The organism is Brevundimonas halotolerans (assembly GCF_003730275.1).
GTDB classification, from domain to species: domain Bacteria; phylum Pseudomonadota; class Alphaproteobacteria; order Caulobacterales; family Caulobacteraceae; genus Brevundimonas; species Brevundimonas halotolerans.
In genome coordinates this window covers 1-13,861 of record NZ_QTTA01000023.1, presented here as the reverse complement: position 1 = coordinate 13,861, position 13,861 = coordinate 1, and the positions used below count along the sequence as shown (strand labels likewise).

At 67.1% G+C, this 13,861-nt stretch carries 11 protein-coding genes; 2 read left to right on the top strand and 9 right to left on the bottom strand.

Going from position 1 to position 13,861, the window contains the following annotated elements; genetic code table 11:
- Position 1: 1 nt before the first annotated feature.
- Together serA and EG854_RS11920 are read right to left on the bottom strand one after the other, a co-directional pair.
- Positions 2–1,894: a phosphoglycerate dehydrogenase gene (gene serA, locus EG854_RS13465; RefSeq protein ID WP_123288357.1), complete on the bottom strand. Its 1,893-nt coding sequence runs from the start codon at positions 1,892–1,894 to the stop codon at positions 2–4.
- 39 nt (positions 1,895–1,933) lie between these two features.
- Positions 1,934–3,280 (bottom strand): SDR family oxidoreductase, encoded by a 1,347-nt coding sequence (locus EG854_RS11920; protein ID WP_123288356.1) that lies wholly within the window; start codon positions 3,278–3,280, stop codon positions 1,934–1,936.
- Between the two features lie 164 nt (positions 3,281–3,444).
- Here EG854_RS11920 and EG854_RS11915 point away from each other — a divergent pair, with 164 nt between their 5' ends.
- Positions 3,445–4,347: an Hsp33 family molecular chaperone gene (locus EG854_RS11915; RefSeq protein WP_123288355.1), complete on the top strand. Its 903-nt coding sequence runs from the start codon at positions 3,445–3,447 to the stop codon at positions 4,345–4,347.
- Here EG854_RS11915 and EG854_RS11910 read toward each other — a convergent pair.
- From EG854_RS11910 to EG854_RS11880, 7 genes are all read right to left on the bottom strand, one after another.
- Positions 4,317–4,742 (bottom strand): hypothetical protein, encoded by a 426-nt coding sequence (locus tag EG854_RS11910; RefSeq protein WP_123288354.1) that lies wholly within the window; start codon positions 4,740–4,742, stop codon positions 4,317–4,319. The genes EG854_RS11915 and EG854_RS11910 overlap by 31 nt on opposite strands.
- A 3-nt stretch (positions 4,743–4,745) precedes the next feature.
- The gene (gene phoB / locus EG854_RS11905; protein ID WP_123288353.1) at positions 4,746–5,435 is read right to left on the bottom strand and encodes a phosphate regulon transcriptional regulator PhoB; all 690 of its coding nucleotides are present in this window, start codon (positions 5,433–5,435) and stop codon (positions 4,746–4,748) included.
- Positions 5,436–5,452: 17 nt separating this feature from the next.
- Positions 5,453–6,193 carry a phosphate signaling complex protein PhoU gene (gene phoU, locus EG854_RS11900; protein WP_123288352.1) on the bottom strand — a complete coding sequence of 247 codons (741 nt, stop codon included), beginning with the start codon at positions 6,191–6,193 and terminating at the stop codon, positions 5,453–5,455.
- Between the two features lie 10 nt (positions 6,194–6,203).
- Complete coding sequence (gene pstB, locus EG854_RS11895; RefSeq protein ID WP_123288351.1) at positions 6,204–7,091, bottom strand: phosphate ABC transporter ATP-binding protein PstB; 888 nt, start codon at positions 7,089–7,091, stop codon at positions 6,204–6,206.
- Positions 7,092–7,095: 4 nt separating this feature from the next.
- Positions 7,096–8,385 carry a phosphate ABC transporter permease PstA gene (pstA, locus tag EG854_RS11890; RefSeq protein ID WP_123288350.1) on the bottom strand — a complete coding sequence of 430 codons (1,290 nt, stop codon included), beginning with the start codon at positions 8,383–8,385 and terminating at the stop codon, positions 7,096–7,098.
- On the bottom strand, positions 8,378–9,820 hold the full coding sequence (pstC, locus tag EG854_RS11885) for a phosphate ABC transporter permease subunit PstC (RefSeq protein WP_123288349.1): 1,443 nt from the start codon (positions 9,818–9,820) through the stop codon (positions 8,378–8,380). The genes pstA and pstC overlap by 8 nt, the downstream gene beginning before the upstream one ends.
- Positions 9,821–9,927: 107 nt before the next feature.
- Positions 9,928–11,340, bottom strand: coding sequence for a sensor histidine kinase (locus EG854_RS11880; protein ID WP_123288348.1), 1,413 nt, complete (start codon positions 11,338–11,340; stop codon positions 9,928–9,930).
- A gap of 126 nt (positions 11,341–11,466) precedes the next feature.
- Between EG854_RS11880 and EG854_RS11875 the strand changes: the two genes are divergently transcribed.
- A complete protein-coding gene (locus EG854_RS11875) occupies positions 11,467–13,740 on the top strand; it encodes an ATP-binding protein (protein WP_241153253.1) in 2,274 nt (757 codons plus the stop codon).
- The last annotated feature ends 121 nt before the right edge of the window (positions 13,741–13,861 follow it).

Genomic DNA, 13,861 nt, shown 5'->3' with positions numbered 1-13,861 from the left:
TTCAGTAAAGAGCGCGAAACCGAAGCGTTCCGGGCACAGTCTTCAGCACGTCCAGCGCACCCGCTTGATAGTCGCGATCCACGTCGGTGATGACATAGCCCGTGCGACCATCGGTCTTCAGGTGCTGACCCAGAATGTTCAGCCCGGCTTCGGACAGGGCCAGGTTCAGGGCGGCCAACACACCCGGCTGGTTCTGGTGGATATGCAGCAACCGATGCGCACCCTGCACGTCCGAGAGTTGCGCATTCGGCAGGTTGACACAGAAGGTCGTGTCACCCCGGTTCAGATAGCCCAGCAGACGAGACGCTGCGAATGCCCCGATGGCCTCCTGGGCCTCCTCGGTCGAGCCGCCGACATGCGGGGTCAGGATGACATTGGCCAGACCGCGCAAGGGGCTGTCGAACGGGTCCTGATTGGTCCGGGGCTCCTCGGGAAAGACATCAATGGCCGCGCCGCCCAGTCGTCCGGCCCGCATGACCTCGGCCAGCGCGTCGATATCGACGACATGCCCGCGTGACAGATTGATCAGCACGGCCCCCGGCTTCATCCGCGCCAGTTCGCCCGCCCCGATCAACCGGTGATTCCCCGCCCGCCCGTCAACATGCAGGCTGACCACATCGGCCTCGGCCAGCAGGTCGTCCAGCGTGATCACGGGCCGCGCATTGCCCAGCGCCAGCCGCTCGGACAGGTCATGATAGATGACCCGCATGCCCAGCGCCTCGGCCAGCACCGACAGCTGCGAGCCGATGGCGCCATAGCCGACGATGCCCAGCGTCTTGCCGCGTAGCTCGCGCGAGCCCCGCGCGCTCTTGTTCCACCGGCCCTCATGCATCGCGGCAGACCGGTCGGCCACCCCGCGCATCAGCGTGATGACCAGCCCGATGGCCAGTTCGACCACCGACCGGGTGTTGGAATAGGGGGCGTTGAACACCGCAATGCCCCGGCGGCTGGCGGCCTCCAGATCGATATGATTGGTCCCGATGCAAAAGGCCCCGACCGCCATCAGCCGGTCCGCCGCGTCGATGACCCGCTCACTGACGCCCGTCTTCGACCGCAGCCCCAGCACATGCACGCCCTTCAGCCGTTCGATCAGCGCGTCCTCGTCCAGGGCTCCGGTCTCGCACTCGACCGAATATCCCGCGTCTTCCAGTGCCGCGACCGCCGCCGGGTGCACCGACTCCAGCAACAGCACCTTGATGCGGCTGCGCGGATAGGACCATCGCCCGCTCAGGCCCTCGGCGTGCAGAACCTCGTCCAGCGACACGGCCACCGCGTCGGCGGCCTCGACCACGCGCGGGCGGCGCACCACCTCGCAGAAGGCATGAAACCGGTCGGCCAGCCCGGCCAGCCGCACCTCCGCGTCGGTCCAACCGTCACCGATCATCACCACGGTGCCCGACAGGCCCAGCGCCCGGATGCCGGTCACCTTGCCGCCATCGGCGGACAGGGGATTGGCACGGTCCACACCGGTCACCCGGCCCTTGTCGTCATAGGTCAGGTCATTGGCCAGCACCTGCTCATCCGGCACGCCCAGATGCCTTGCCACCGGTGCGATCACCTCGCGAAAACCGCCGGACACGATCACCACCCGCTCGGCATGGGCGCGCAGGGTCTCGACATTGCGCGCCACCGATGGGGCCAGTCGCGCCACGGCCTGCTCGGCCAGCACCTGCACATGGTCACGGGTCAGCGGCAGCAGGGTCAGTCGACGGGTCAGGGCCTGGTCGAAGCTGAGAACGCCCGACATGGCCTGATCGGTCAGGGCCGCGATCTCGCCGCGGACCGCCCCGGCCTCGGGTGCCCCCTCCAGCGCCAGCTCGGCCAGCGCCTCAAGCGTCTCGAAACCGACCAGCGTCGAATCGAAGTCGAAAATCAGTGTGGGCGCATCGGACATGGCCCGACCTTGACCCACCTTCGCAGTTGCAGCAACGCCTCAGTCGTCGTTTTGCCGGGCCTTGATCGCCACTGCGGCCAGAACCCCCAGCAGGGCGACAGTAGCCGCCACGGCCCCGCCCTCCCTGGCGTGGTCCCGGGCATAGCCGCCGGCATCCGAGGCATAGCGCCGGGCGCGACCGCCCGCGTCTTCCAGCCCTCGCCGCGCCCGTCCACCATAGCGGTCCAGCTCGGCCTGCAACGCCTCCAGCCGTCCGTCCATGCCGTCGGAGCGCAGCCGCGACAGCCACGGCATGGCGGGCATCGACGGCATCCGCCAGCGACGTGGATCAGCCTGCGTCTTCCATCGCTCGAACCGCGTCGGCCCCGACTTCTGGTTCAGCAGCACATAGCCGACACCGACCGACACCAGCAGCGCTACCACGGCGCCAGCGATGCCGGGATGCTTGCGCACCTCGGCCAGGGTGCTGAAGCGGCGCACCACCGGATAGTGCAGCTCATCGGCCAGGCCGTCATTCGTCGGGTCGTACAGGCCGTCGTCCCAAGGGTGATAGTCGTGGCTCTTGTCGCGCATCATGGACGGAGCAAAGCGCGCGAACAGCGGCTCTGCAACCCCCGGCAACGCCGAATAGAAGGACGCGATCAGCCGCCCGCCCCCACCCACCGTGATCTCGCGGATCGGATGGCTGGCGCAATACAGCACCGTGTCGGCCACCACATGGGTGCCGTAGACGGGCTGGGGGTTCTGAACCGCCTGCCCCGTCAGATTGCGGGCGTGGCGGTTATAGGGGGTGTCGATCGCGGCCGGCTTGACCAGGCTCAGCGACACCGGCGCCTTCTCGCGCAGCAGCTCGATACGCAGCGAATTGGTGAACCCCTTCACGGCATGCTTCGACGCCGCATAGATGCCCTGCAGCGGGATGGGCGCATCCGACAGGATCGAGCCGACATTGACGATGGCCCCGCCGCCCGGCCGCCCGCGCAGATGCTCGACCGCGATCAGCGAGCCGTTGACCACACCCCAGTAGTTGGTGTCGAACAGGCGCCGCTGGTCCTCCAGCGTGGTCTCGCGGATCGGGCCAAAGATCGACACACCGGCATTGTTCACCCAGGTGTCGAACCCGCCGAACAGACGCTGGCACTTGTCCGCCGCCTCGGCCAGGGCGTCATAATCCGCGACGTCCGCAACCGCCCATGCCGCGCGCCCGCCCTGGGCCTGGATATCCTCGCACAGGGTCTTCAGATCCTGCTCACCCCGCGCGATCAGGAACACACAGGCCCCCGCCCGCGCCGCCCGCCGCGCCGTCGTCAGCCCGACGCCCGAGGTCGCGCCTGTAATGACGATCGCCTGATCCTTGAGGGGTTTCAGCTGGGGCTTTGCAGACATCAGACGCCTTCGTTCACAGTGGGGGCCGACAGAACAACGGCACAGGCCCCTCGCGGTTTCCGCCCTTATCATAAGGCCACGCTTGCAAGGGCTTAAATTGGTCGCCGCCACCCCCTATCTGTGCGCCTTCGCCTTTCACAGGAAGCCCCCCACAGGAACGCCCCTTGACCGACGCCTCCCGCCTGCCCGACGACCGCGTTGCCGCCTTCCAGATCGACGGTCAGCCCGTGCGCGGCCGCATTGTCCGCATGGGTCCGGCCATCGACGCCGTGCTGTCGGCCCATGCCTATCCGGCCCCGGTCGCCGAACTGCTGGGCGAAGCCTGTGCGCTCGCAGCCCTGATCGGTTCGGCGCTCAAGTTCGACGGGCGACTGATCGTTCAGGCCCAGGGCGACGGCCCGGTCCGCTACGTCGTCTGTGACTATGGCACCGAGGGCACCCTGCGCGGCTACTGCCGCTATGACGAGGGCGAACTGGCCGCCCTCACCGCCGATGACGCCCGCCCCGGCGCCCACCGCCTGCTGGGCAAGGGGGTCTTCGTCATGACCCTCGATCAGGGCCCCGACTTCGACCGCCACCAGGGCATCACCCCCATCGAGGGCAACAGCCTGGCCCTGTGCGCCGAACACTATTTCGAGCAGTCCGAACAGATCCCGACCGAGGTGCGCCTCGCCGTCGGCCACCTGACCGACGAGACCGGCAGCGGCTGGCGCGCCGGCGGCATGATGATCCAGCGCCTCGCCGCCGACACCACCCGCGGCGAGACCGAGGAAGCCTGGACCCGCGCCCGCGCCCTGTTCAACACCATCAGCGCCGACGAACTGATCGACCCCCAGGTCCCGTCCGAGACCCTGCTCTACCGCCTGTTCCACGAGGACGGCGTGCGCCTCGAGGCCGGCCAGTCGCTCGAAGCCCTGTGCCGCTGCTCGCCCGACCGCATCGCCACCGTCCTCGACAGCTTCACCGACGAGGAACGCGCCGAGATGGTCGAGCCCGACGGCAAGATCCACGTCACCTGCGAATACTGCGCCAAGGTCTATGCGCTGGAGGCGGGCACGGAGGTGTAGGCGGAGGCACGCCGTTCCACCTCCTCAACGGCTGCCCCCTGCCGCTGCATCTCGAAGGTCCCGGACCAATTGCCCAGGATGTGCCACCGCCCCCGGATGGTCTGGCCATCGGGGGTCAGCTCGCCGACATATTCGATGGTGACCCGCCCGCCGTCCGGAATTTTGGTGAAGGCCAGCGACAGCCCCGTCCGCTGCCCCTCCAGAACGGCGTGCAGGTCGGCGCCGACCGGGCTCCAGTAATCCGGCTCCGTGGTCTGGCCCGTAAAGTGGCTGCCGTGCTCGTCCAGTATCGCCAGAAAGCTGGTCGGCACGAAGTCGTCCGGGGCGCCGTCCGGGTAGAAAAAGACGCCCGCCCAGCGCCCGCTGAGGTCGAGCCGGTCGGACGGCCCCGACACGCCCTACCCGTCCAGATCCAGCGAATAGCCCGCCGAGCGCACGGTGCGAATCGGGTTGGCGGTGCCTTCGACGCTCAGCGCCTTCCTCAGACGGCCGACGTGCACGTCGACCGTGCGCGCCTCGACATAGACGTCCGAGCCCCAGACCGCATCCAGCAGCTGCTCGCGGCTGAACACCCGGCCCGGGTGCTGCATGAAGTGGTCCAGCAGGCGGAACTCGGTCGGCCCGAGGTGGATTTCCTTGCCCGCCCGGCGCACCCGGTGGGCCACCCGGTCGATGACGATGTCGCCGTGGTTGATCCGGTCGTCGGCCAGACCCGGACGGATGCGGCGCAGCACCGCCCGGATGCGGGCGATCAGCTCGGTCATCGAGAACGGCTTGGTCAGATAGTCATCGGCGCCGGTGTCCAGACCGCGCACCCGGTCGGTTTCCTCGCCGCGCGCCGTCAGCATGATGATCGGCAGGTTGCGGGTCTCGGGCCGTCCGCGAATGCGCCGGCACACCTCGATGCCCGACACCTTGGGCAGCATCCAGTCCAGCAGCACCAGATCGGGCAAGCGCTCGTCGATCTGGACCAGCCCCTCCTCGCCGTCGCCGGCCACCACGACGCGGTAGCCTTCCTTTTCCAGATTGTACTGAAGCAAGGTCGCCAGCGCGTCCTCGTCTTCCATCACAAGAACATAGGGCTGCACGATAGCGGTCTCCGGTCTCAGGACTCTTGCGGACGCAGGGGATCGTCGACCGCCATCACATCGGAATCCGACGGGGTCGGGGTCCAGCGCGGTCGTTCACCGATCATGTCGCCGCCGGTGATCTCATAGTGGATGGTCTCGGCGATATTGGTCGCGTGGTCGCCGATCCGCTCCAGGTTCTTGGCCATGAACAACAGGTGCGTGCAGGCCGTGATCGTGCGCGGGTCGCCCATCATATAGGTCAGCAGTTCGCGGAACAGGCTGTTGTAGTGCTCATCGACCTCGTCGTCCGAGGTCCAGACGCCCATCGCCCGATCCACGTCCGAGGCCGTGTAGGCGTCCAGCACATCGCGCAGCCGGTTCGACACCAGCTTGCCCATCCGCTCGATCGACCGGGTCAGGGGCAGCATGGGCTCGCCGTCGGCCAGGATCAGCGCCCGCTTTGAGATATTGCGCGCCAGGTCGCCCGTGCGTTCCAGATCGACCGCCAGCTTCATCGCCGACAGCGTCTTGCGCAGGTCCGAGGCAACCGGCTGGCGCAGGGCGATCAGGCGGATGGCCTTCTTCTCGATGTCGCTGTGCAGGGTATCGAGGCGGGCATCGCGCTCGACCACCGCCCGGGCCAGCGCCACATCCCGACGCGCCACCGACTCGATGGCGTCGGCAACCTGGGCCTCGGCCAGTCCGCCCATGCGGGCGACGATGGCCGTTAGCTGGTTCAGCTCGTCTCCATACGATTTGACGGTGTGCTGGTTCATTCGGGGTATCCTAGCCGAAACGGCCGGTGATGTAGTCGAGGGTGCGACGTTCGCGTGGATTGGTGAAGATCTCTTCGGTGTCGCCGGTCTCGATCAGCCGCCCCATGTGGAAGAAGGCGGTGCGTTGGCTGACACGCGCAGCCTGGGCCATCGAGTGGGTGACGATCACGATGCAATAGCGTTCGCGCAACTCGTCGATCAGCTCCTCGATCTTGGCCGTGGCGATCGGGTCCAGCGCCGAGCAGGGCTCGTCCATCAGGATCACTTCGGGATTGACCGCAATGGCGCGTGCGATGACCAGACGCTGCTGCTGACCGCCCGACAGGCCGGTGCCCGGCGAGTGCAGTCGGTCGGCGACCTCTTCCCACAGACCGGCGCGGCGCAGCGATTCCTCGACCACCTCGGCCAGCTCAGCCTTGGAGCGGGTCAGGCCGTGAATACGCGGGCCATAGGCGACGTTTTCAAAGATCGACTTGGGAAAGGGGTTGGGCTTCTGGAACACCATGCCGACCCGGGCGCGCAGCAGCACCGGGTCCAGCGAGCGGGCATTGATGTCCTCGCCGTCCATGTCGATCCGGCCCGTCACCCTGGCCCCGGCGATGGTGTCATTCATCCGGTTCATGGTGCGCAGGAAGGTCGACTTGCCGCAGCCCGACGGCCCGATCAGCGACGTCACCGTCTTGTCCGGAATGTCCAGGCTGATGTCGAACAGCGCCTGCTTTTCCCCATAGAACACCGACACGTCGCGCGCGGAGATCTTGGTCGGGCCGACTGGAGCCGCCCCCTTGGGATCGGTCGCGGCCTGGGCGGCGGCGGCCAGTTCGGCAGGCACCTCGGCGGCAGGCGCGGATGCGCCGCCTTCCAGTCCGTCCTGCGAGCGATAGATCGTCTGTTTCATGCGTTTACCACCGGCGCTCGAAATGACGCCGCAGCAGGATGGCGGCAGCGTTCATCACGATCATGAAGGTCAGGAGAACCATGATGGCAGCGGCGGTCCGTTCGTGGAACGAGCGCTCCGAGGCATTCTCCCAGATGTAGATAAGGGACGGCAGGGCACCGGTCGGCTCGGTGATCGAGCTGGCGATACCCGGGATAAAGCTGACCATGCCGATCAGCAGCAGGGGCGCGGTCTCGCCCAGCGCATGGGCCAGCGAAATGATCGCCCCGGTCATCACCCCGGGCAGGGCCAGCGGCAGCACATGCTGGAACACCGTCTGGGTGCGGCTGGCGCCCATGGCCAGCGCCGCCTCGCGGATCGACGGCGGCACTGCCTTCAGCGACGAGCGCGTGGCGATGATGATGGTCGGCAGGGCCATAAGCGCCAGCACCAGACCGCCGACCAGCGGCGACGAGCGCGGCAGGTGCATCCAGTTGATGAACAGCGCCAGACCCAGCAGGCCGTAAACGATCGACGGCACGGCGGCCAGATTGTTGATGTTCACCTCGATCAGGGCGCTCAGCCGGTTTCGCGGCGCGAACTCCTCCAGATAGACCGCCGCCGCCACGCCGATCGGCAGGGCGAGGAAGGCCGTGACCATAAGCATCAGGGCCGAGCCGATTACCGCGCCCAGCACGCCGGCCAGCTCAGGCTCGGTCGAATCACCGCTGGTGAACAGCCGGCTGTTGAAGTGGGCGCGGACGTTGCCGTCGTCTTCCAGCTGGTCCAGCCAGCCGATCTGCTGGTTCGTCAGCCGCCGCTGCTCAGGGGGGGTGTCGATCGAGATTTCGTCCTTGAAATACAGGTCCGCCTCATCCGACACCGGCACGTCAAACGTCACCGTCTGACCGATCAGCGAGGGGTCTTCGGCCACCCGCCGGGCGATCTCGAACTTCAGCTCCGACGAGAACAGGCCGCGCATCTCGGCAGCCAGCGGACCGGCTGCATCGCCCTCCAGTCCTCGTGACGCCAGCTGCTGCTGAGCCACCATCTGCTCGAAATTGGTGCCCTGCGGATAGGCGGGGTCGATCTCCGCCGGGTCCAGATAGACCGGCACCGAGACGTCATGGGCATAGAAGGCCGTATGCCCCTGATCGATAATCCGGCCCAGCAGCAGCGCCAGAAACGCCACGGCCACGCCAATGGCCAGAATCCCATACAGGCGGAACCGGGCCTCGCGGGCATAGCGCCGCTTCAGCCCGCCCCTCAGCCGGTCCAGACGGGTCGCCGTCATCGCGTCGCGGGTCTCAGTCATACTGCTGCCGATACGTCTGCACGATGCGCTGGGCCACGATGTTCAGCGCCAGGGTGACCAGGAACAGGGTCAGGCCCAGGCCAAAGGCCGCCAGCGTCTTGGTCGAGTTGAACTCCTGGTCGCCGGTCAGCAGGGTCACGATCTGCACCGTCACCGTGGTCACCGTATCCAGAGGATTGAGCGTCAGGCGCGCGGCAAGGCCCGCCGCCATGGTCACGATCATGGTCTCGCCGATGGCCCGCGACATGGCCAGCAGCAGAGCCCCGGCCACACCCGGCAGGGCGGCGGGCATCAGCACCCGCTTGACCGTCTCGGACTTGGTGGCCCCCATGGCATAGGACCCGTCCCGCAGCGACTGCGGCACGGCGTTCAGGATGTCATCGGACAGCGACGACACGAACGGGATCAGCATGATCCCCATGACCGCGCCGGCCACCAGCGCCATCTGGTTCTGGACCAGCATCAGATACTGGCCAAGGCCATCCAGTGGTCCACCGATCAGCCAGCGTCCGATGGTGTTGAAGAACTCGCGGAAGGCCGGGCCCACCGTCAGCGCAGCAAAGAAGCCGTAGACCACGGTCGGCACACCGGCCAGAATCTCCAGCACCGGCTTGATGATCGCCCGGCTGGCCGGTCCGGCGTATTCGGACAGATAGATGGCCGCGAACAGGCCGACGGGCGCGGCCACGGCCATAGCAATCAGCATGATCAGGAAGGTGCCCGCGAACAGCGGCAGGGCTCCGAACGCCCCGGTCGATCCGACCTGGTCCGCGCGGATGGCGGTCTGCGGGCTCCACTGGGTGCCGAACAGGAACTCGGGCAACGGCACCGCCGAGAAGAAGCGCGTCGCATCGATCAGCAGCGAGGCGATGATCCCGATAGTCGTCAGCACTGCGATTGCCGAACAGACCAGCAGCAGGCCGACGATCCAGCCCTCCACCCGGTTGCGCGCGCGAAAATCCGGCCGGATGCGCAGGAAGGCGATAATACCGCCCATCAGCGCGACCAGGATGGCACCGACCGCTCCGGCCCAGTCCAGCGTCATCTCGATCCGGTCGGAACGCGCACCCTCGCTCGCCAGATGCTGCGCCAGCTCCGGCTCCCAGATCGCCTGGGCCGGCTGACCATTGGCGACGCGCGCGGCATCGGCGACAAAGGCATTCTTGCGGAAGGGCTCGAGGCTGGACACCGCCTCCGGCTGGCCCGTCTGGACCAGTTGCTGGGTGATCGGCCCCGACAGCAGCGACAGGGCCACCAGAACGAATACCGCCGGCGCCGCCACCCAGATCAGGGTATAGGCGCCGTGCTGGGCGGGACGCGAATGGGGGCGCTCCCGACCGGTCAGCAGGGCAGCACGGCGCGTGGCCCGCCGCTGGCCCAGCACAAAGGCCGCCGCTGCCAGCACGATCACAATCAGAAGGACGGTCAGGGTCATCAAGGTCCGCGATACGGGGAATCAGACCGCAATCCTGCAGTCATCAAAAGTGCGCGGACCCTGCCCGTGATTGGTCAGCGGATTACGACGGGTCCATGACAGTTCGGTTACACCGTCAGGGGTTCTGTCACAGCGCGGCGTTTCGATAGCGGAAAGAAGGCGGTAAAGGCCGCCCCCTCGCCCGGCAGACTTTCGACCAGCAGGCCTCCGCGGTGCCGGTTGACGATGTGTTTGACGATCGCCAGCCCCAGTCCGGTCCCCGGACGGTCCCCCCCGCTCTTCTGACCCTCGACGCGATAGAATCGTTCCGTCAGCCGCGGCAGATGCTCGCGCGACAGGCCCGGCCCGTGGTCGCGCACTGTCACAGCAGCATAGGTCAGGCCATCGTCCCGGTCCGGCGTCAAAAGCGGCAGACGCGCCGCGCCCGGCATCCGAGCGGCCGCAGCAGCAGCCGGGGTCAGCCCGCTGCGAATCTCGACCTCGATCCGGCCGTCGCGCGGCGAATATTTGATGGCATTGTCGATCAGGTTCTGGATCACCTGAACGATCTCGTCCCGCTCCCCCTTGATCCGCACCGCCTCATCCGGGGCGTCGACGACAATCTGCACGCCGTAATCGCGCGTCAGCACGCTCAGCGCATCGACCACATCGGCGGTGGCCCGGCTCAGGTCCAGATGCCCCGACGGCGGCACATGTTCATTCAGCTCGATCCGGCTCAGCGACAACAGGTCGGCGACCAGCCGCGTCATCCGCTCGGCCTGCGCCGCCATGATGTCGAGGAACCGGTCCCGCGCCACCGAGTCCTCGCGCGCATGCCCCTTCAGCGTCTCGATAAAGCCGGACAGCGAGGCCAGTGGCGTCCGCAGTTCGTGGCTGGCATTGGCCAGGAAATCGACGCGCATCAGCTCCATCCGCCGCACATCGGTCTCGTCGCGCAGCATGACCAACGCCAGGGTCTGGGCCTCCGACCCCGGCAGTGGACGGGTCACCGCTCGCCAATGACGGGCCTGCACGCCGCCTGAATCGAAGTCGGTCTCGCGGCTGACGCCGCCGAACAGGGCCTCATCGACCGCCTCCAGCAGGCCGGGATCACGAAGGGCCGACACCAGGATCGCCCCCTCACGCGGAATACGCAGCAGGTCCCGCGCCGCCCGGTTGGCCAGCAGGATACGTCGACCGGCCATGTCGTCCGGCTCGCCGCCGCGCACGACCATCATGGGATCGGTGACCGTCTCGAACACCTCTTCCAGCAGGGTGGCCTGCCCCTCGGCGCGGGTGTCCGGACGGTTGTCGGCCACGGGTGCCGCTTCGGGCTGCCCGGGCACAGGCCGCTGGCGTGCCACCATCCAGGTGCTGATCGCCACCAACAGCGCCCCGGCAAGTAGGGGCGGCGCGTGCTCCGGATCATAGACCGCCAGCGCCAGCAGGATCAGGACGGCCAGCCCCCCTGATGCCCCTGCCGTCCACAACCGCGACCCGGGCGAAGGGGCTACAGGAGAAGGATTCGAGGCGTCGGGCATGTCCTGTGATGCGCGTGAACTGTGAAATCCGCAAGACAGGCCCGAACCCCCGCCAATCAAGGCCAGGGTACGGAATCTTCACCTGTGTCCGCTAGCGTAGGGGGCAAACATGGGGATACCGCCTTCGTGAATGCCGTCCTGCTCTGTCTGACAACCCAGCACAACTGGCTGATGGTGGCGCTGGCCGCTGCGGTCTGTTTCGGGGGTCTGGTGACCGCCCTGTCGCTGTTTGACCGGGCGCGAAACTCCGGCGGGCGCATGCGTCTCGCCCTCGGTCTGACGGCAGCCATGACCGGGGGACTCACCGCCTGGACCACCCACTTTACCGGCATGCTTGGCTATGACCCCGGCCTCGAGCTCCGCTACGACTTGGGCCTGACGGCAGCATCTTTCGGTATCGCCCTGATCGCCAGCGTCGGCACCACCTTGATCGGACTTCTGGGCCGGACTGTTCTGGCGCGGATGGTGGCGGGTATGTTCGGTATCGCCGGTGTCACGGCCATGCACTTTGTCGGCATGTCCGCCGTCCGGCTTCAGGGCTTTGTCAGCTGGGATCCGGCCGTGGTTGTGGCTGCTGTCGTCATCGGCACCCTGTTTGCCGCCGCCGCAGGCTGGGTTTATGCCCGGGGCGGCTGGAAAGGCATCCTCGGCGCCGCCCTGCTCGCCACCCTGGCGATCGCCTCCCTGCATTTCACGGCCATGGGCGCTGTCACGATCAACGCAAGTCCTGCGATCGCCCTTGCCCCCTCAGCCTTCTCAGGCACCTTCGTGCTGACCGTGATCGCTGCAGCCATGGGCGTTCTGGGTCTGGCCGCCGCCGCGTCGATCGGCCTGACCTACTGGTCACGCACCAGCGCCATCCGCCAGTTGCGCGAAGCCATCGACGCCATGCCGGATGGCCTGGGCTTTTACGATACCGAGGACCGGCTGGTGCTGTGGAACGCCCGCTATTCCGAGGTCAATCCCGAGCTCGCCACGCGGCTTGAGCGCGGCATGACCTTCCGCCAGATTCTCGAGATCGGCATCTCCGAGAACCTGTACCAGGAGGCAGTGGGCCGCGAGCAGGAATGGATCGATGAACGGATCGAAGCACGTCGGGCCCTGTCGGTCACCCTTGAGCAGCGCATCGCCGGCGGACGCTGGTTGCGCGTGCAGGACCGGATGACGGCCGCAGGCGGCATCGTCACCGTGGTCAACGATATCACCGATCTCAAGCGCGATGCCGAGGCCCTGGCCGAGGCCCGCGACGCCGCCGAGGCCGCCAACGCCGCCAAGAGCCAGTTCCTGGCCAATATGAGCCACGAGATTCGCACGCCCCTGAACGGCGTGATCGGCGTCGCCCAGGCCCTGTCCCATACCGACCTCAGCGAAGACCAGCGCGACATGCTCAAGCTGATCGACGCCTCCGGTCGGACCCTGCAAATCCTGCTCAGCGACATCCTCGACCTCGCCCGCGTTGAATCCGGTCGCCTGCAGCTGAACGCCGAGGCAATGGATCTGCACCAGGCCGTCGAGGAAGCGGCACAGCTTTATGCCGAGACCGCCCGCGAGAAAGGCCTGCAATATATGGTCGAGATCGCCGAGGACTGTCCGCGCTGGATCGAAGGCGACATCGTCCGTCTGAAGCAGGTGCTGACCAATCTGGTCTCCAATGCCGTCAAATTCACCACCGAAGGCATGGTCCAATTGACCGTCGGCGTGGACCACGACGCGACCGGCCGCGAGACGCTCCGTCTGGCCGTCGCGGACAGCGGCATCGGCTTCGACGCGGCCACACGCGACCGCCTGTTCAGCCGGTTCGAGCAGGCCGATGGCGGTATCACGCGGCAGTTCGGCGGATCTGGCCTCGGTCTCGCCATCTGCCGCCAGCTGGCGGAAATGATGGACGGCACCCTGGACTGCGAAAGCGAGCCCGGCGGCGGATCGTGCTTCACCCTCATGGTTCCATTGAAACGCTCTGCCGCACCAGCAGCCGCAATGCCCGAGGCACCCGCCCCGGAAGGTCGCGCCGGACTCAGCGTTCTGGTCGCCGATGACCACCCGACCAACCGCAAGGTCGTCGAACTGATCCTGTCCCAGATCGACGCCCGTATGGTGCTGGTCGAGAACGGCCAACAGGCGCTCGACGCCTGTCGCGACGATCACTTCGACATCGTGCTGATGGATATGCAGATGCCGGTCATGGACGGCCTGACCGCCACCCGCGAAATCCGCGCGCTCGAGGCCCGCGAAGGCCGCCCGCGCACGCCGGTGGTCATGCTGACCGCCAATGCCCTGGCCGAACATGTGGCAGCCGCCCGGGCCGCCGGCGCCGACCTCCATCTGGCCAAGCCCTTCGACGCCGCCGAGCTGATCGAAACCGTCCTGCAACTGCCCGACCAGCTCCGCCAGGCGGCCTAGCTGTCGAAGCTATGAAGGTTGTTCACCCGGGGGTGGGCTGAGAAGCTGGGGTTGCGAAGCACCAACCTCAACCGAAGAGTTCCCCGGATGAACGTACACAAGAATGCCCGTCTGACGCCGT